Annotated in this window: 13 protein-coding genes; 9 read left to right on the top strand and 4 right to left on the bottom strand. The window is 70.5% G+C overall.

The window, feature by feature from the left end; translation table 11 throughout:
* Positions 1–346: 346 nt before the first annotated feature.
* The 3 genes from recD to recC are packed head-to-tail and all read right to left on the bottom strand — an operon-like array spanning position 347 to position 9,206.
* Entirely contained in the window at positions 347–2,191 is a 1,845-nt protein-coding gene (gene recD, locus IEQ11_RS00460) for an exodeoxyribonuclease V subunit alpha (protein ID WP_191822294.1), read from the bottom strand.
* Positions 2,188–5,793, bottom strand: coding sequence for a UvrD-helicase domain-containing protein (locus IEQ11_RS00455; protein WP_191822295.1), 3,606 nt, complete (start codon positions 5,791–5,793; stop codon positions 2,188–2,190). The genes recD and IEQ11_RS00455 overlap by 4 nt, the downstream gene beginning before the upstream one ends.
* Positions 5,790–9,206: an exodeoxyribonuclease V subunit gamma gene (recC, locus tag IEQ11_RS00450; RefSeq protein WP_191822296.1), complete on the bottom strand. Its 3,417-nt coding sequence runs from the start codon at positions 9,204–9,206 to the stop codon at positions 5,790–5,792. The genes IEQ11_RS00455 and recC overlap by 4 nt, the downstream gene beginning before the upstream one ends.
* A gap of 496 nt (positions 9,207–9,702) precedes the next feature.
* On the opposite strand from recC, the gene IEQ11_RS00445 reads away from it, so the two are divergent.
* The 8 genes from IEQ11_RS00445 (at position 9,703) to IEQ11_RS00410 (ending at position 15,221) form a co-directional block, all read left to right on the top strand.
* Entirely contained in the window at positions 9,703–10,491 is a 789-nt protein-coding gene (locus IEQ11_RS00445; protein WP_191822297.1) for an ABC transporter ATP-binding protein, read from the top strand.
* Positions 10,491–11,240: an MlaE family lipid ABC transporter permease subunit gene (locus IEQ11_RS00440; protein ID WP_036103460.1), complete on the top strand. Its 750-nt coding sequence runs from the start codon at positions 10,491–10,493 to the stop codon at positions 11,238–11,240. The genes IEQ11_RS00445 and IEQ11_RS00440 overlap by 1 nt, the downstream gene beginning before the upstream one ends.
* A gap of 259 nt (positions 11,241–11,499) precedes the next feature.
* Positions 11,500–12,066 carry an outer membrane lipid asymmetry maintenance protein MlaD gene (mlaD, locus tag IEQ11_RS00435; protein ID WP_036103457.1) on the top strand — a complete coding sequence of 189 codons (567 nt, stop codon included), beginning with the start codon at positions 11,500–11,502 and terminating at the stop codon, positions 12,064–12,066.
* Positions 12,063–12,725, top strand: coding sequence for an MlaC/ttg2D family ABC transporter substrate-binding protein (locus IEQ11_RS00430; RefSeq protein ID WP_046658606.1), 663 nt, complete (start codon positions 12,063–12,065; stop codon positions 12,723–12,725). Before mlaD ends, IEQ11_RS00430 begins: the two co-directional genes overlap by 4 nt.
* A gap of 1 nt (position 12,726) precedes the next feature.
* Positions 12,727–13,014 (top strand): STAS domain-containing protein, encoded by a 288-nt coding sequence (locus IEQ11_RS00425; protein WP_046658605.1) that lies wholly within the window; start codon positions 12,727–12,729, stop codon positions 13,012–13,014.
* Positions 13,015–13,247: 233 nt separating this feature from the next.
* On the top strand, positions 13,248–14,387 hold the full coding sequence (locus tag IEQ11_RS00420; protein ID WP_191822312.1) for an MlaA family lipoprotein: 1,140 nt from the start codon (positions 13,248–13,250) through the stop codon (positions 14,385–14,387).
* A 141-nt stretch (positions 14,388–14,528) separates the two neighbouring features.
* On the top strand, positions 14,529–14,804 hold the full coding sequence (locus IEQ11_RS00415; protein WP_191822298.1) for a YrhB domain-containing protein: 276 nt from the start codon (positions 14,529–14,531) through the stop codon (positions 14,802–14,804).
* Positions 14,805–14,939: 135 nt separating this feature from the next.
* A complete protein-coding gene (locus IEQ11_RS00410) occupies positions 14,940–15,221 on the top strand; it encodes a DUF3349 domain-containing protein (protein WP_191822299.1) in 282 nt (93 codons plus the stop codon).
* A gap of 130 nt (positions 15,222–15,351) precedes the next feature.
* Here IEQ11_RS00410 and IEQ11_RS00405 read toward each other — a convergent pair whose 3' ends face one another.
* Complete coding sequence (locus IEQ11_RS00405) at positions 15,352–16,989, bottom strand: DNA recombination protein RmuC (RefSeq protein ID WP_228464742.1); 1,638 nt, start codon at positions 16,987–16,989, stop codon at positions 15,352–15,354.
* Between the two features lie 557 nt (positions 16,990–17,546).
* On the opposite strand from IEQ11_RS00405, the gene IEQ11_RS00400 reads away from it, so the two are divergent.
* The gene (locus tag IEQ11_RS00400; protein WP_036103448.1) at positions 17,547–17,870 is read left to right on the top strand and encodes a hypothetical protein; all 324 of its coding nucleotides are present in this window, start codon (positions 17,547–17,549) and stop codon (positions 17,868–17,870) included.
* Positions 17,871–17,902 lie beyond the last annotated feature (32 nt).

The raw sequence follows: 17,902 nt of genomic DNA, 5'->3' as shown, positions 1-17,902 counted from the left end.
GCGAACCGCGCACCATCGCCGTGCCGGTGGTCGAAGCGATCGAAGCGATCACCGAAGCGGTCGACAAGCGCGCGGCGAAAACGCCCGCGCGCGTGGGCAAGCGTGGCGACGAGGTGGAACGCAAGGACGATACGCCGAGTGATGAGGATGCGGCGTTGGTGTAAATCCGCGCGATCCCAACCTGCGATTCACCATCCCGGCCGTCTCACGACGGCCGGTTTTTTTTGGTGCACCCTGTAGGAGCGGCGCAAGCCGCGACCGTGACATTTCGATTACGGCGCAAGTTTCGACGCAGCCGAAATGTCGCGGTCGCGGCTTGCGCCGCTCCTACAGGGAGATACCGACCTCAGCGCTCCGCCAACCGCCACGACAAGCCCGACACCCGCGCCGCATGCCGCGACAGCGCCAACCGCAGCACCGCTTCGCTGCCGGCGATGTGCAGCTCGCGGCGGGCGCGGGTCATGCCGGTGTAGAGCAGTTCGCGCGACAGGTGGCGTGCGTCCTGGCGCGGTAGTTGCAGCCAGACCGCGTCGAACTCCGAGCCCTGCGCCTTATGCACGGTCATCGCGAACGCGCCGCTGTGCGCGGGCAAGGCCGAGGGATGGAAGGGACGCACGCCTTCGCTGCCGCCGGCGAACCAGGCGACAGTCGCCGCGTTGGCCAGTTCGCGGCCGTCGGCGTCGCGCGGCCGCAGGCAGATGCCGATGTCGCCGTTGAACAGGCCGTGGCGATAACTGTTTTCGGTAATCAGCAGCAGGCGGCCGTGGAAGTACGCCGGGCGGTGCGCGCCGGCCAGCGCTTCTTCGATACGCGCGTTCAACGGCGCCGCGCCCTGACCGCCGTCGCGCAACGCGGTCAGCAGGCGCAGCCGCGCGGCGGCCTGCAGCGCTTCGAGCGGATCGTCGATCGCGGCCAGCGCGCGCCAGGCCGGCAACAGCCAGTCGCGGCCGGCGCCGGCCAAGGGGTCGTGCACGTCTTCGTGGAACTGCACGCCGGCCAATTCGCCGCCGCGCAGCAACGCGAGCACGGTGTCGGCGTCGCCGGCGCGGGTGGCCTCGGCGAGCGGCGCCAGTTCCAGGCTTTCGGCCTGGCGGTAGCCGCGACGCAGATGCACGCGGTAAGCGCTCAGCGGCGCCGGGTCGGCCTGGATCGCGATCTCGCCGAGCAGCGGCCGCAAGGATTGCGCCAACGCCGCGGGCAGGCCGTCGTCGTCGCCGGCCGCATCGACGATCGCGGCGAGCACGTCGCCCGCTTCCACCGACGGCAGTTGATCGCGATCGCCCAGCAGGATCAGACGCGCGCCGGCCGGCACCGCCTTGACCAGTTTGCACATCAGCGGCAGGTCGATCATCGAAGCTTCGTCGACCACGATCACGTCGAACGCCAACGGATTGCGCGCGTCGTGACGGAAGCGCGGGCTGTCGGGCACGCTGCCGAGCAGGCGATGCAAGGTGCTGGCCTGAGTCGGCAAGGCCTCGCACAGGCTCGGGTCGATGCCGTCGAGCGCGCTCAATCGCAGCGCGGCCGCGCGCAGGCTTTCGGCCATGCGCTCGGCGGCGCGGCCGGTCGGCGCGGCCAGGGCGATGCGCGGCGCGCTGACGCCATCGAGGCGCGCCTGCGCGATCAACAACAGCAGCACCCGCGCGATCGTGGTGGTCTTGCCGGTGCCGGGGCCGCCGGTGGCGAGCAGCAGCGACTGCAGCAAGGCCAAGGCGGCCGCGCGCGCCTGGCGGTCGTCATCGCGCGCGTTCGGAAACAGGAGGGCGAACAACGGCGCCAGCGCGGCCAGATCGGTCGGCGGCGGCGCGAACGCGGCGATCCGGCGCAGGCCGTCGGCGAGGCGGCGTTCGTATTCGCGGTAACGACGCAGATACAGCAGGCCGCGCTCCAGCACCAACGGCGCATGCGCGCTCGCGGCGATGCCGGGCGCGGGTGTGGCGACCCAGCGCGAATCGGCCAGCAGCGCGAGCCACTGCTCCGGATCGGGCCAGTCGGTGGTCGCTTCGCTGAGCCACTGCGGGCTGCGCGGGTCGAACGCGGCATGCCCGCGCGCGATCGCCTGCGAAGCCAGCGCGGCGGCCGCGAGCACCGCGTCGGGCGTGTCGCGATCGAGCCGGCGCAAGGCCTGGGCGAACGCATGGTCGACCGTGCGCAGGCTGCCTTCGCGATGCAGCGCGTCGAGCAGGCTCATGCCGCGCCTCCGGCGAACAGCGCATCGACCGCGTCGACCAGTTCGCGCGCGGGTTGGTGCGCGTACAGGCCGGCCGCGGGATCGGCCGGGTCGAGGCCGCGACAGAACAGATAGCGCACGCCGCCGAAATCGCGCGCGTAGTCGTAGTCATCGCCGAGGCGGAAGCGCAGCCAGCGGTGCAGGGCGACGGTATAGATCAGCGATTGCAGGGTGTACTCGCTTTCGCCCATCGCCCGGTCGACCTGGATCGCATCGTAGGACGGCAGGCGGTTGGTCTTGTAGTCGAGCACGTAGTAGCGGCCTTCGAAGGCGTAGACCAGATCGATCTTGCCGGTCATCAGGCCTTCCAGGCGGCGCCGCAGGCCGAAGGCCTGACGTTCGCGCAGCCAGCCGTGTGCGTGCAGGGTCGCCAGCAAGCGATCGACCGGCACCGACTCCAGGGCGAAATGGAACTCCATCTCGCTGCGCCGCTCGCGCTCGGGCAGTTCGCACAGGCGCGTGCCTTCCGGCAGCGCCGCGGTGAGCGTCAGGCCGACCAGCGAGGTCAGCAGCGGCAGACCGTCGTCGATATCGGCATCGGTGTAGCCTTCGCCGCGCAACGCCGACGCGAGCCACGCGGCTTCGCCGTCGGGCGCGGGCGCGTCGGCGGTCCATTCGCGCCACGCGCCGAAATCCACGCGTTCCAACGCTGTGTGGACCACGTTGCCGAAGCGGCTGCCGGAGTAGCGCGCGTCGCCGGGCGTCAGCAAGACCGCGGCGATGTCGGGCTCGTCTTCGGCGCCGCGCTCGTCGGCGACCAGCGCGCCCTGGCCGGCGCCGTCGTCCTCGTTGGTCAACTGGGTGAAGCTGTACACCCACCAGTCGCGCGGCACGCTGTGGCGCGCGCGACGCGCCGGCGGCACCGCGCCGGCCGCGGGCGGCGGCAGCGGCGCGGGCGGGTGCTCGAGCGGCGCGTCGTCGATGACGATCGCGTCGGGATGTTGATGCGCGAGCGCGTCGGCATCGGCCAGCATCGCCTGCAGCGGCGACGCGTTCGCGAGGTACAACGGCCCGCTCGCCAGCCACAAGGCATGGCGCGCGCGGGTCAGGCCGACGTAGAGCAGGCGCGCGTCTTCCGAACGCGCTTCGATCGCGGCGCGTTCGCGCGCGCTGTCCCAATCCGGCGCGTTCGGATCGAACACCTCGCTTTGCACCTGCAGCACCCGACCGTGCAGCGGGTCGGGGTATTCGCACAAACGGCCGCCGCGCGGCTCGCGTCCGATCGCGACGAACGGCAGGAACACCAGGGCGAACTCCAGGCCCTTGCTCTTGTGCAGGGTCAGGATCTGCACCCGGCGCGCGTCGGATTCCAGACGCAGTTGCTGCTTTTCGTCGCTGTCGTCGGCTTCGGCGATGCGCAGATGCAGCCAGTCGCGCAGACCGTGCAAGCCGAGCGAGCGGGTGTCGGCTTCCTGCAGGGTTTCGCCGAGTTGCAGCAGATTGGTCAGGCGGCGTTCGCCATCGGCCAGCGCGAGCAGGCGCGGCGCGTGTTCGGCGCACAAGTCGCTGACCAACGCCAATGGCCCGTGCCGCTGCCACCGCTCGCGCCAAACCAAGGCCTGCGCTTGCCACACCGCCTGCTCCGCCTCATCCAGCCCCAACGCCGCAATGCGTTCCCCATCCAACCCGATCAACACCGTCGCCAACGCCGCGCGCAAGCGCCCGCCGTCGCCCGGATGCAGCACCGCATCGAACACGGTCAGCAATTCGATCGCCTGCTCGGTCGCGAACAGGCTGCGCCGGCCCGCCGCGACCGCGGCGATACCGGCGGCGATCAGCGCCTGCTGGATGCGCGCGGCTTCGTCGTGACTGCGCACCAGCACCGCGATATCGCCCGGCTGCAGCGCGCGGCCGTCGATGCTCGCGCGGCCCTCGCGCGCATCGCGCAGCCAGGCGTGGATCGACGCGACGCAGGCGCGCACGGCCAGGTCGCGCGATTCGGGCGCGCTCCATTCGGGTTTCTTGCGATCGTCGTCGGGCGCCGGCAGACGCCGGATCGTCAACGCCGGCGCGATCGCGCCGTCGCGTTGCAGATCGGCATCGGCGACCGCGCCGCCGGGCGCGACTTCGCGAAAGCGGATGCGGGCATCGACGAAGGCGGTGTCGCCGGCCTGCGCGTACAGCGCCGAGATCGCGCGCAGCACACTGGGCCGCGAACGGAAATTGTGATCCAGCGGCGGCGCGGCTTCGGCCAGCGCCGCCGCCGACAGATAGGTGTGAACGTCGCCGCCGCGGAAGCCGTAGATCGCCTGCTTCGGATCGCCGATCAGGAACAGGCCGGCGGCCCGCGCGGGTTCGCCCAGGCCCGATTCCATCACTGTGGCTTCGCCGAACACGCGTTCGAAGATCCGCCACTGGCGCACATCGGTGTCCTGGAACTCGTCGACCAGCGCCACCGCGTATTGCTCGCGCAAACGCTGCGCCAAGGCCTCGCCGTGCGGCCCGTCGAGCGCCAGCGCGACATCGGCGATCAAGTCGTCGAAGCTCTGCACGCGCCGGACCCGCTTGAGTTCGGCCAGACGCACGCGTCCGGCGTCGCGGATATCGTGGACCAGACGCAATGCCTGCCGCGCCAGCCATTGCGCGCGCTGCGCGGCGACATCGAGATAGCGCTCGACCGCGACGAACAACGGCGACGACGGCGTCTGCGCCTGCTTGCCCTTGTTGGTCTTTTCCGCGAGTACCGCCGGGGTCAGTCGATCGATGCGGGGCTCGATCGGTTCGACCGGATCGCCGTTCGCGCACCAGCGATCCAGCGCCTGGCGCAGTTGTCCGGGCAGGGTCGCGCGCCAGGTCTGTCCGTTGAGGACCTTGGCCGCCATCGCCGCTTCGATCGCGTCGAAGGCCTGCGCGCCATGCTGTTCGTAGGCCAGCCGCAGCGATTCGGCCGCGTCCTGCAAGGCCGGCAACGGATCGGGCGATGGCTCCGGCGCCGACGGCAGCAACACCGGCGCGCGCATCAACGCGCCCAGGTCCGATGCCAATGCACGCGGGCCGGCGGGCCATTGCAGCGACAGCAGTTCGGCCTGACCGGCATCGTTGCCGAACGCGCGCCACAGGTCGACCGCGATCTCGTCGATCAGCTCGCGCTCGCTGCCGATCATCTCCGGCGCGGCGAACGGCTGGCCGGTTTCCAAAGCATGCTCGGCGAGCACGCGCGCGCAGAAGCCGTGGATGGTGACCACCGCGGCCAGATCGATCTCGCGCGCGGCGCGTTGCAGGCGCGTGCGCAAGGCCGCGGCGCCTTCATGCTCGGCTTGCGCGCGCACCAGTTCGCGGGTGATCGCGCGTTCGCCGTCGTCTTGCGCGGCGATCAGCGCCGGATCGTCGGCGGCGATGCGCGCGGCCAGCAGCAGGCGCCGACGCAAACGCTCGCGCAGTTCCTGGGTGGCCGCGTCGGTGAAGGTCACCGCGAGGATGTCGCCGATGCGCAGGCCGCGTTCGATCACCAGACGGGTGACCAAGGTCGCCAACGTATAGGTCTTGCCGGTGCCGGCGCTGGCCTCGATCAGGCGCAGGCCGTCCAGCGGCAGGTCGAGAAAGGGATCGCGCACGGCGCTCATGCCGGCCCGCCTTCGTCGCGACCGTGCACGACCGCGTCGAACACCAGCTTGGCGATGTCGCGGAATTGCTCGCCCGAATCGGCATCGAGAAACGGATCGCGTCCGCGCAATGCCAGCCGCACCGCGGCCGAACTCGCCTCGCCCCAGCTGCGCGCGCTGCCGTGCCATTGCGCTTCGGCCTTGTTCCAGCCGGCCTTGTTCCAGGCGTTCGGGTCCTGCGCCGCGGCTTCGTACCACAGCCAACCGGCGCGCGGCAGGAACGGCAGCGGCATGCGCAGGCCGTAGTCGCGCAGACGCAGCAGCGCGCGCAGCGCGGCCTTGGCCTCGCGCGGCGACAGCGCATTGCGCAGATGCGGGCCGGGCCCTTCGGCGGTGTGGGCGAACTGCGCCAGCGGACGCGGATCGCCGAGCGCCGACAGCACCAGCCAGTCCAGCCCATGCGCGATCTGCGACGGGCCGTGCAGGCTGTCGAAACGCAGTCGCGCCAGGCCGCCGGCATACACATCGTCGAGCCGGCCGCGCAGTTGGGTGCCGCCCAGATCGAGTTCGAACGGCAGCGCCTGGCCCTCGCCGTCGCGCCAGCGCGCGAACGCGTCCGCGTACGGCCGCACCTGACCGAGCAAGGCATCGAGCTGGCGCCGTCCCAACGGACCGGTCGGCAGCAGCGCGCGCGCGCGCAGGCTCGCCTGCAGGCGATCGCGATCGATCCGGCCGTCGCCGGCGATCAGATCGTCGAACACCGCGCGTTGCAATTGCTGGCGCATCAGGCCCGGGCCGGGCAACACCAGCGGTTCGACGTCTTCGCCGCTCTCGACTTCGTCGGGCAGGCGCAGGCCCAGGCGCTGGCGCAGGAACGCGCTCGGCGGATCGCGCAGGAAGGCGCGCAGGTCCTGATAGGCGAGCGTGGCCTGATCCGCATCGGCCGGCATCGGCGGCAACGCGTCCTCCAGCCACGGGCCGAGTTGCGTGCGCGGGCCGTAGCCGCCGGCATCGGCGGCCGGTCGCCATTCGCTGCGATAGCTGAAGCGGCGCGGGTCGATCTCGCCGCCGCGGCCGTCGGGATCGGCGCCGAACGCGGCCGGCGCGAACGGCTGCAGCGGTTCGCGCACCACGAACTCGCCGCGCGCGCGCGCCGGGTCGGCGTGATAACGCGCGGCGACATCCAGCAATTCCGACACCAGGGTCGAGGGTTCGCGCTGACTGCCGTCGCGCGGATCGGCGCCGAGATAACTCAGATAAAACGCGTCGGACGCGGCGGCGAACAGCTGCAGGAACAAGAAGCGGTCGTCGTCGCGCAGCGAGCGGTCGCCGTGGCGGCGCGCGGCGGTGCCCAGTTCGGCGGCGAGCCGGTTCATGCCGCCGGCCGGGTCGCGACGTGGGTAGTCGCCGTCGTTCATGCCGAGCAGGCAGATCACCCGGAACGGAATCAGCCGCATCGGCACCATCCGGCCGAAGCTGACCCCGCCGCTCAGCAGCGGCGCGCGGGTGTCGGCCTCGGCCAGGGTCGCGCGGAAATGCGCGCGCATCACTTCCGGCGGCACGGTGGCGTTGAAGTCGGCGTGGTCGGCGTCGCTGGCGAAACGTTCGATCAGGCTGCGCAGGCGTTCGAGGGTGCGTTGGTCGGCGTGGTCGCGCGGCCGTTCCGGCAACAGCGCGCGCAACAGGCCGAGCAGGCGGTCGGCCCATTGCGCCGGCGTGAGGTCGCCGGCCAGGCCGCGTTCGAAGCGCGCGAGCACGCGCAGCAAACGGATCAACGCATCCAGCGCGTCCAACGACGCGCCTTCGAGTTCGGCGTACGGCGCGATCCCGGCGACCAGGCTGTCGGCGGCCTCGCCGTCGCCGGCGGCGTGGCCGATCAGCAGGCGATCGAGCGCGAACGCCCAGGTATAGGCGTCATCGCCCGGCGCGTCGTGGCGGCTGCGATGGGCCGCGTCGATGCCCCAGCGCGCGCCGGCCTGGCCCAGCCAAAGCCGCAGCCGTTCCAGGCCGGCGGCGTCGAGCCCGGCCTGATCGGCGATCGCCGGCGTCGCCAGCAGGTCCAGCACTTCGCTCAGGCCGAAACGCGACACCGGCAGCGCGAGCAGGCGCAGGAACACTTCGGCCAGCGGCTCGGCCGCGAGCGGGCTGACGTCGGCCAGCGCATACGGGATGAAGCCCGGCCGCCCGGCCAGACCGCCGAACACCGCGGCGATATGCGGCGCGTACGGGTCGATGTCGGGCGCGAGCACCGCGATCTCGCGCGGCTGCAGCGGCGGGTCGAAGCGGCGGCCCTGTTCGGACTGCGGGTCGAGCAGGCCCTGCAGTTGATCGTGCAGCACCTGCACTTCGCGCAATCGGGTGTGGCAGGCGTGGACCTGCACGCTCGCGTCGAGGCGGTCGACCTGCGCGCGCCACGGCGTCGCCGGCAGCGCGCGCCGATGCAGCAGGTCGCGCTGCAGGCGTTGCAGCAAGGTGTCGCGCGAGGGGTCGTCGTGGCGGCTGTCCTCCGGATCGGCGTAGGCGGCGATCTCGCCGGAGGGATGCACCACCTCGTAGCCGCCGAGCACCGCCATGAAGTCGCGCCCGGCCGTGCCCCAGGCCTGCAGCAGCGGGTTGTCGTCCTCGCCGAACGCGGCGTCCTCGCCCTGGCGCAGGCGCTCGGCCAGGGTGCCCAGGTCGCCCCAGTACTTGCGCGTCGGGGTCGGCAGATAGAAATGCAGGGTGCCCGCGATCGCCTGGGTCGCGATCACCCGCAGCACGTCGGGGGACACATTGAGGGTGGCGAAGGCGAACAGCCGCGAGGGCAGGCCGCGCGGGATCCGCGCCGGGCCGTGCTCGCCGCCGTCGTCGTTGAAGCGGCTCAGGTAATCGTCGATGCGCCGCGCGCGGTAGCGGCGGCCGGCGGCGATGCGTCGCCACAGCGCGGCCTGGGCGTCGTTGCGGTCGCGGCCGGCGTCCCAGGCCAGCAGCCAGTCGCGGCGCCAGGCCTGGTATTTCTCGAACAGCGAGGCCAGCTCGCCCGACAGCGACCACGACTTGATCGGGTCGTCGCCGTCCAGGTACGCGCGCAGCGGCGCCAGCGCCGGTTCGCGCAGCTGCGCCGGCTGCGACAGCACGCCGTACAGGCGCCAGCGCATCGCCGCGGCGTCGAGGTCGTCGCCGCGCTCGGCCGGATCGATGTCGGGTTCGTTGGCGTCGAGCGCGCGCTGGACGAATTCGCCCGGGGTCAGGAACTCCAGATTGGCCGCGATCCCGTACGCCTGCGCCAGCGTCGCCTGCAGCCAGCGGCGCATCGCGACCTGCGGGATCAGGATGGTGTCGGGGGTCAGCAGCGCCTGCCCGGGCGCGGGCGTGCGCAGTTCCTGCGCCAGCAGACCGGCGAGGACGTCCAGCGCATTGGAATGGTAGAGACGGAAATCGGGACGCGCAGGCATTGCGCCATCTTGCCGGAATGGGTGCCAGGACGCCTGGAGACGGTGTGGCGATTGGGGTGTGGCTTGGGAGCGAAAAGCGAATCCCCTCGGTCCCCCTTTTGCAAAGGCACGGGACGGGACGGATTGGCAAAGCCTGCGCCGCACAGACGAAGCAGGAAGTGGGCGCGCTTGCGACAAGCCGCGCACGCTTGATGCGCAGCGACCCGTCCCTTTGCAAAGGGGGACCGAGGGGGATTCGCTTTTGCTCCCACCCACCCCACACCCACGCCCACTTAAAACCGTTTTAATCGCCCCCCATCACCATCGCCCCAGCCACCGACCCCACCGGTCGAACACCCCGTTGCGGTACAGGCACGGGCCCGGCCGGCTAAGCTGCGACAATGTCCGACGCTCCACCCCCGTTCAGCCGCAGTGGGCCAAGCTGCGCCGCTTCGCCGGCCCTGACCGTCGGCGCGTTCCGCCGTTCGCCCGTTCCCCGCACGGATAGCCTGCCCGCATGACGACGCCAACGCCCATCGTCCGCCTGACCGACCTGCGCCTCGACCGCGGCGGCCGCAGCGTGCTGCGCGGGATCAATCTGTCGGTGCCGCCCGGCAGCATCGTCGCGGTGCTCGGCCCGTCCGGCAGCGGTAAGTCGACCTTGCTGTCGGCGCTGACCGGCGAACTCGCGCCGGCCTCCGGCACGGTCGAAGTGTTCGGCCAAGCGGTGCCGCACAACCAGCGCGACCTGCTCGAGCTGCGCAAGGGCATCGGCGTGCTGCTGCAGGGCAACGGCCTGCTGACCGATCTGACCGCAGCCGAGAACGTGGCCCTGCCGCTGCGCGCGCACACCAAGCTGCCGCCCGCGCTGATCCGCCGGCTGGTGCTGATGAAGCTGCACGCGGTCGGCCTGCGCGCCGCCGCCGATGCGTATCCGCGCGAGCTGTCCGGCGGCATGGCCCGCCGGGTCGCGCTGGCCCGCGCGCTGGCGCTGGACCCGCCGCTGATGATCTACGACGAACCGCTGACCGGGCTCGACCCGATCGCGTCGGGCGTGGTCATGAGCCTGGTCCGCCGGCTCAACGACACTCTGGGCCTGACCAGCATCATCGTCACCCACCACGTCCACGAGACCCTGCCGGTGGCCGACCACGCGATCGTGATCGCCAACGGCGGCATCGTGTTCTCCGGCACCCCGGCCGAGCTGGAACACAGCACCGACCCGCTGGTCCGCCAGTTCCTGCGCGGCGAGCCCGACGGCCCGATCGGCTTCGACGCCGCCCCCCGCACCTCGGAGGCCGCGTGATGCCTTTCATCGAAGCCACCCGCTCGCTCGGCCGCGCCGGCCTGTTCTCGCTGTCGGTGCTGCGCGCGTCCAAGCCGACCGCCGACTTCTTCCGCGAGCTGGTGCGTGAAATCTACAAGATCGGTGCACGTTCGCTGCCGATCATCGCCGTTGGCGGCGCGTTCGTCGGCCTTTCGGTGACCCTGCTGGGCTATCGCGCACTCGATACTTATGGTGCCGCCAACCAGGTCAGCGCCATGCTGGGCCTGGGCCTGTACCGCGAACTGGGCCCGGTGCTGACCGCGCTGTTGTTCATCGGCCGCGCCGGCAGCTCGATCGCGGCCGAACTGGGCCTGATGCGCGCGACCGACCAGATCACAGCGCTCGGCCTGATGGCGATCGACCCGATCGGCAAGGCGGTGGCGCCGCGGTTCTGGGCCGCGGTGCTGTGCGTGCCGCTGCTGACCGGGTTCTTCTGCAGCCTGGCGATTAGCGCGAGCTATTTCGAGTCGGTCCACGTGATCGGCCTGGAGGCCGGCACGTTCTGGCAGGTGCTCAAGGACAGCGTCGATTTCCAGAACGACTTCCTGATGGCGTTCGTGAAGTCGGCGGTGTTCGGCGGGACCGCGGCGCTGGTCGCGGCCTATGTCGGTTTCCATGCCGAACCGACCATCGAAGGCACCTCGGTGGCGACCACCCGCGCGGTGGTGAACGCCTCGCTGCTGGTGCTGATGTTCAATTTCGTGATGTCGGCGTTCTTGTTCAGGTAAGTAATCCCTTCTCCCGCTCGCGGGAGGAGTGCTCGATCTTCCTTCTCCCGCAAGCGGGAGAAGGTGCCCGAAGGGCGGATGAGGGACACGGCGAGGTTGCAGCGCGAAGCGCGCCCTCACCCCAACCCCTCTCCCGCCCGCGGGAGAGGGGCTTCGACGCCGCGACGGGGCCGCCCCCTTCGCAGCATCCACACCGTTCCATGCATACCGTTCCCACAGCCGCGTTGATCCACGCGGGCTTTATCCCCAAGGTGGTGCCATGTCCATCCGCAGTCCCCGCATCGAATTCGCCGTCGGCGCATTCCTGCTCCTCGCCCTGGCGTCGCTGCTGGTGCTGGCGATCGCCTCGACCAACGGCAAGTTCGGTTTCGGCGGCGATAGCTACAACATCACCGCCAAATTCACTACGATCGGCCCGCTGCGCCCGAACGCGCCGGTCAAGATCGGCGGCGTGACGGTCGGCCAGGTGACCGATATCTCGCTGGACCCGGTCAAGTACCAGTCGGTGGTGACCCTGGCGATCAACAAGCGCTACACGCTGTCGGCCGACACCTCCGCGGGCATCCTCACCAGCGGCCTGCTGGGCGAGAGCTATGTCGGGCTGAGCCCCGGCGGCGACCCGGAAAACCTCAAGCCCGGCGACCAGATCTTCCTGACCCAGCCGGCGGTCGACCTGATCCAGCTGGTCGGCAAGTACATGTTCAGCGGCGGTGGCGCACAAGGCGGCAATGGCGGCGGCGCGGCCGCGGCCAAGCCCGCCGACGCCGGCGTTCCCGATTACCTCCAGGGCGAACAAGCCGCCCCCTCCGACGAGACCAAGAAATGAAGCGTTCCCTGATCGTTACCGTCCTCGCCTCGGCCCTGATCGCCGGCGCTCCCTCGTTCGCGTTCGCCCAGGCCACCGCGGCCCCGGGCCAGGCCGCGCCCGCCGCCGGTTCGCCCAGCGCGATGGTGCTGGCCAACAGCACCCGCATCCTGTCGACCCTGGAATCGCGCCGCGCCGAGTTCAGCAAGAACCGCGCCGCGCTGAGCCAGTTCATCACCACCGAATTCAACACGGTGTTCGACCGCGACTACGCCGCGCGCCTGGTCCTGGGCACCCACGGCCGCGGCGCGTCCGACGCCGATGTCGGCCTGTTCGCCGATGCCCTGACCGGCAGCCTGATGCAGCGCTACGGTTCGGCCCTGCTCGACTTCAACACCCGCCTGCAGGTCCGGATCAAGTCCGAAACCCCGCTGCGCGGCGGCGCCATCGTCAAGGTGTCCAGCGAGTTCCTGCGCCAGGGCGGCGAGCCGGTGCCGGTGGACTACCTGCTGCGCAAGAACGGCGCGCAGTGGAAGGTGTTCGACGTGATGGTCGAAGGCGTCAGCTTCGTGCAGACCTTCCGCAACCAGTTCGACACCCCGCTCAACCAGAAGTCGATCGCCCAGGTCGCCGCCGACATCAAGGCCGGCAAGCTGCAGGCCCAGGCGAGCGGCAACTGAGATGAGCGCGGCCGCGGCCAGCCTGCGCAAGGACGGCGACACCCTGGTGTTCGCGGGCGAGCTCGATCGCGACGCGGCCGCCGCGTTGTGGCCGCAGGCGCGCGCGCTGGTCGCAGGCGCGCGCCGGTTCGACCTGTCGGCGGTCAGTTCGGTCGACAGCGCCGGGCTGGCGCTGCTGGCCGAGTTGGCCGGGCAGGCGCCCGGCGTGGACGTGCAGGGCGAACCGGCCGGCCTGGCCGAGCTGCGCGCGGCCTACCGGCTCGACGCCTCGCTCGGCTTCGGCGGCTGATCGCACCGCATACGTACACGTTCACAGTTGCGGTCGCCGACGCCCACGAACGTGGCCTGGCCGCCCCCACCGATGTAACGGAAGACTAGACTGCAACCATGCGCCCCCACGCACTCCCCTTAGCGCTCGGCCTGATCCTGGCCGCGCTGCACTCCGCACCGGCCCTCGCGCAGGACGCGAGCCCGGCCTCCGGCTTGACCGCGCCGGCCACGGCGATGGTCGCCGCCGATGCGATGGCCGAGGCTTCGCCGCCGGTGGCTATCGAACCCGCCCCGGCCGAATCCGCGCAGATCGCGGCCTCAACGCAGGCCCCGGTGCAGACCGATTCGGCGAGCGCGCTGTCCGCGGCCGGCATCGCCGCGAGCGCGCCGGTCGATGCCGACGCCACCGCCACCGCGACCGCCGAAGCTTCGTCGCCGCAGCAGGCCTCGGCCGCGCACAGCGACGACTTCGCCGTGGTGCCGCTCGAGCTGGATCTGGACTACAGCCTGGCTCAGGTCGATCCGCCCGCGCCGCCGGCGCTCGACCCGACCGCGGCCCCGCCGACCGACCCGGTCGCCGACCCGCGCACCGACGCCGAACGCGACTTCGACGACATCTACGGCAACGCGCAGGGCTACGACCCGGTCGCCGATCCCACCCTGCCGACGCCGGCCAACGTGCCCGGCGCCTACGATCCGTGGGAGAAGTACAACCGCAAGATGCACCGCTTCAACATGGCGGTGGACAAGGGCATCGCCCGGCCGCTGGCGCGCGCCTACACCAAGGTCGTGCCGCGTCCGATACGCCTGGGCGTGAGCAACTTCTTCAGCAACCTCGGCCAGCCGGTGTCGGCCCTCAACGCGCTGCTGCAGGGCAAGCCCAAGCAGGCCGCGCAGTCGCTGGGCCGGTTCGCGCTCAACACCACCCTGGGCATCGCCGGCATCTTCGATCCGGCCAGCGACGCCAAGCTGCCCAACCGCAGCGAAGACTTCGGCCAGACCCTCGGCGTGTGGGGCTGGAAGCGTTCGCGCTATCTCGAGCTGCCGCTGTTCGGGCCGCGCACCGTGCGCGATGCGTTCGGCGCGCTCGGCGACGCGCCGCTGAGCCCGCTGCGCCAGGTCGATCGCGACCGCATCCGCATCCCGCTGCAGGGCCTGCAACTGGTCGACGTGCGCGCCCAGTTGCTGCCGCTGGACAGCCTGCGCGAAGGCGCGGAGGACGAATACGCGCTGGTGCGCGATTCGTGGACCCAGCGCCGCGACTACCAGATCTTCGGCGACCGCATGGACAAGAACAGCGACGAGCAGCTGCCCGACTATCTGCAGGACGACAGCAACCCGAGCGTCCCGGCCGATGCGATGCCGGTGATGCCGACCGACGGCGGACGCTGAGCGCCGCATAGCGTCGCTGCACGCCTGAATCCACGAACGGCCCGGATGCGAATCCGGGCCGTTTTGTTTTGCGCGGCGGCGATGCGATCTGTCCCGTCCGAGCCGACAAGATCGGACATCGTTCCACTTGGGGAATCAGGCATGGCGGCGATCGATTTCGAAGCGGCGCGGCATCTGGCGCAAACCAGGATCGCGAGCCACGCGCATTTGGGGCAAGACGAGTTCGTACTCGTACCGGAGCACACCCGGGAGACCGCGCGCGGCTGGGTGTTTTTCTACAACAGCCGCGAATTCGTCGAGACCGGCAACACCAGCGCCATGTTGGCCGGCAACGGGCCGATTCTGGTCGAGCGCGATGGAACGGTTATCGACTTGCCCACTCATTGCGATTGGGAGGAGGCGATACGGGCGCTGTAAGTGGCCGCCCGCGCCGCCGTCGCAAATCGCCGGCCCGACTCGCGCTGGCAAGCCTGCCGCGATGCGGCCGGCGTCGTCTTGTCCGCGCGGGATGATAAGAATCCGCGACCGCCACCGTCCGACTCGGCCCACGCCATGACCTCATCCGATGTTCCCGATCACCTGCGCGGCACGGCCGAGCTGGTGGCGCGCGCCTACCCGCACGGGATTCCCTCCGCCGACTATCTGCCGCTGCTGAGCGTGCTGGCCGAGCACATGAGCCAGAGCAATCTCGCGCTGCTGGCCGATGTATGGAGCAACCACGAAGGCTCGGGCTACAACGACGTATTGCGCGTTCTCATCGACCCGGCGCCTTCGTCCGCGGTGCGCGATCGGCTCGATGCGGCCGGTTTTGCGCAGTGGGTCGAACAACCCTGATACCTGGCGTCGAGGTCTCTCAGGCGGGGCTTGAGTCCCGACGCTGCGGTTTCGGATCGACTCGAATTCGCTCGCCGCGGAGCGAGCAAGTCGGGCTGAAACCCGCTCGCGACCAGGCTCGACCGATCGATCAGGCCTCGCCGCGATCCTCACCGCCGTCGCCGCCGTTTTCCTCGGCCTCCACCCGCTCGCCTGCATCGTCCGGGCTGTCGGATTCCGCGCTCAGCAGCCCCGCCGCGCCCTCGATCGGCCGCGGGCCGTCGGGTTCGATGCCGTCGTCGGTCGATGCATCGTCGGCCGACAACTCGACCAGTTTCGCCGGCAACGCGCGGATCGGCTTGACCCCCATGTCGCGCAGCATCTCGGCCTGGCGGATCACGCTGCCCTTGTTGCGGCTGAGCTTGTCGCGCGCGCTGTCGAAGCTGACCTTGGCCTGGTCGATGCGGTCGCCGACTTTCTCCAGGTCGGCCACGAACGAACACAAGCGGTCGTACAGCTGCGCGCCGCGCTTGGCGATTTCCTGGGCATTGCGGTTCTGCGCCTCCTGCCGCCACAGATGGGCGACGGTGCGCAGCACGAACAGCAAGGTCGACGGGCTGACCACCAGCACGTTGCGCTGCCAGCCGTCCATAAACAGGTTGCGGTCGTGGGTGACCGCGAGCATGAAGGCCGGTTCGATCGGCACGAACATCAGCACGAAATCCAGCGAACGCAGGCCGTACAGCTCCTGATAGCGCTTGTCCGACAGGCCGCGCATGTGCGCGCGCACCGAGTCGAGATGGCGCTTGATCGCGCGCCCGCGCTGCTCCTCGTCCTCGGCGCTGGCGTACTCCTCGTAGGCGAGCAGCGAGACCTTGGAATCGATCACCAGATGCCGGTCTTCAGGCAGGTGGATGGTCACGTCGGGGCGGCGCTCGCCGTCCTCGGTGCCGTGGCTTTCCTGGACGTCGTATTCCTCGCCCTTGCGCAGCCCGGCCGATTCGAGCACGCGTTCGAGGATCAACTCGCCCCACGCGCCCTGGGTCTTGCTGGAACCCTTGAGCGCGGTGGTGAGGTTCTTCGCGTCTTCGCTGAGCGACTGGTTCAGCGCCATCAGCTGGCGCACCTGTTCGCCCAGCGCGGTGCGGTCGCGAGTTTCGTTGTCGTAGACGGTTTCGACCCGGGTCTGGAATTCGGCCAGCTTCTGCTGCAGCGGATCGAGCAGCAGGCCCAGGTGGCTGCGGTTCTGTTCGGTGAAGCGCTTGCTCTTTTCTTCCAGGATGTCGTTGGCGAGGTTCTTGAACTGGGTGGTCAGTTCGTCGCGCACGTCCTTGAGCTGGGCGATCTTTTCCTGCGACTGGCTGCGCTCGGCATCGAGCTGGGTGCTCATGCGGCTGAGTTCGACGCTGCGCCGCTGCAGCTCGGCATTGGCCGCGTCGCGCAGGCGTTCGGCGTCCTCCAGCTGCGCGCGCAGGCGGTGCAGGGCCTGCTGTTCCTTTTCCAGCTCGGTGCTGGCGCGGCCGATGGCCTCGCGCAGCTGGCCGCTGTCGTGGATCAGGCGGTCGCGCAGGTCCTCGAGTTCGTCCAGGCGCCCCTGCAGTTCGGGAATGCGCGCGCTGCGCTCGAGCAACTGCGCGCGCTCGGTGTTGGCCGCGTTCAACTGCGCGCCCAGCTCGCCGCGCGCGGCCTCCAGCGCGCGCGCGGCGCCGGCGCGCGCGAGCAGCCAGGCGAGCGCGGCGCCGATCAGCAACGCGAACACGATGGCGAACAGGGCGGCGGTCAGGGGCATGGGGTCTCTGCAAGGCGGGAAGGGAGGCGACGGCGCGGCCGGCGCGGCGCGGCGGGGGTCCGCCGGGCGGGGGCGGGCACCGATCGGGCGCCTGGGACCGCCAGTTTACGGCGCCAGTCTAAGCGGGTGAGTCTCAGTTCCTGCGACGCGGGGGCGGCGAGGGGCGGAGCGCGTCGGTGTGGGTGGGGTGGTCTTCAGGTGGTCGCACTGCGATGGCGTCGATTCCCGATGCGGGAGCTGCCGCGCACGGGGATTTGCTTCGGTCGCCGGCTGCGATCGCGGCATGCTGCCTGCGCCGCGGGCGCGGGGTCGCGGTCGCGACTTGCGTCGCTCCTACAGGGGGGCGGTCGTGGCTGCCGTCGCAACCGGTGCGTAGCGCGCAGGCGAGGCTGGGCGACCGATCCGATGCCCGGAGTAAGCGTGACGACAATCACATTTGACCACTCGACCATGCCTCCTGTGTTCCGTACGGCACCCGATTGCGCATATCCAATGTGCCAATCTTGCCTGCCCACCGGTTCGGCAGCAGCCGCCCCGTCCGTGCAAGGACCGTTCGCATGAACCCGCAAGATCCCAGGCTGTACGCCGATCCGCGCGGCGTCTGGCGCGACGACGGCGCCGGACGCATCCACGGCATCCGCTGGACCGACATCGACGGCATCGACGGCTACGCGATCGACGCGAACGAGCGCCGGCTGATCTTCGTCGAGGTCGGCACCGCGACCGGCGAGCGCCTGGAGCTGCGTACCGATTGGCCGGGCTATCGCGAAGTCGCCATGGCGATGAGCGTGCATCTGCCCGGCCTGGACGTGGGCGCGCTGCAGCGCCTGGAGCAGACCCGTCCCGAGGACCCGCCGACGATTCTGTGGTGGAAGGCCTGAGCCGGAAACCGACGCGGGCCTTCGATCGGCTG

This window comes from Lysobacter capsici (assembly GCF_014779555.2).
Taxonomy (GTDB): Bacteria; Pseudomonadota; Gammaproteobacteria; order Xanthomonadales; family Xanthomonadaceae; genus Lysobacter; species Lysobacter capsici.
This window is presented reverse-complemented; position numbering and strand designations above follow the sequence as displayed.

Coding starts and splice junctions, on each gene's coding strand:
- IEQ11_RS00430 (WP_046658606.1), top strand. CDS start 12,063: ATGAAGCGTTCCCTGATCGTTACCGTCCTCGCCTCGGCCCTGATCGCC.
- IEQ11_RS00440 (WP_036103460.1), top strand. CDS start 10,491: ATGCCTTTCATCGAAGCCACCCGCTCGCTCGGCCGCGCCGGCCTGTTC.
- IEQ11_RS00410 (WP_191822299.1), top strand. CDS start 14,940: ATGACCTCATCCGATGTTCCCGATCACCTGCGCGGCACGGCCGAGCTG.
- IEQ11_RS00405 (WP_228464742.1), bottom strand. CDS start 16,989: ATGCCCCTGACCGCCGCCCTGTTCGCCATCGTGTTCGCGTTGCTGATC.
- IEQ11_RS00415 (WP_191822298.1), top strand. CDS start 14,529: ATGGCGGCGATCGATTTCGAAGCGGCGCGGCATCTGGCGCAAACCAGG.
- mlaD (WP_036103457.1), top strand. CDS start 11,500: ATGTCCATCCGCAGTCCCCGCATCGAATTCGCCGTCGGCGCATTCCTG.
- IEQ11_RS00400 (WP_036103448.1), top strand. CDS start 17,547: ATGAACCCGCAAGATCCCAGGCTGTACGCCGATCCGCGCGGCGTCTGG.
- IEQ11_RS00445 (WP_191822297.1), top strand. CDS start 9,703: ATGACGACGCCAACGCCCATCGTCCGCCTGACCGACCTGCGCCTCGAC.
- recD (WP_191822294.1), bottom strand. CDS start 2,191: ATGAGCCTGCTCGACGCGCTGCATCGCGAAGGCAGCCTGCGCACGGTC.
- IEQ11_RS00425 (WP_046658605.1), top strand. CDS start 12,727: ATGAGCGCGGCCGCGGCCAGCCTGCGCAAGGACGGCGACACCCTGGTG.
- IEQ11_RS00420 (WP_191822312.1), top strand. CDS start 13,248: ATGGCCGAGGCTTCGCCGCCGGTGGCTATCGAACCCGCCCCGGCCGAA.
- recC (WP_191822296.1), bottom strand. CDS start 9,206: ATGCCTGCGCGTCCCGATTTCCGTCTCTACCATTCCAATGCGCTGGAC.
- IEQ11_RS00455 (WP_191822295.1), bottom strand. CDS start 5,793: ATGAGCGCCGTGCGCGATCCCTTTCTCGACCTGCCGCTGGACGGCCTG.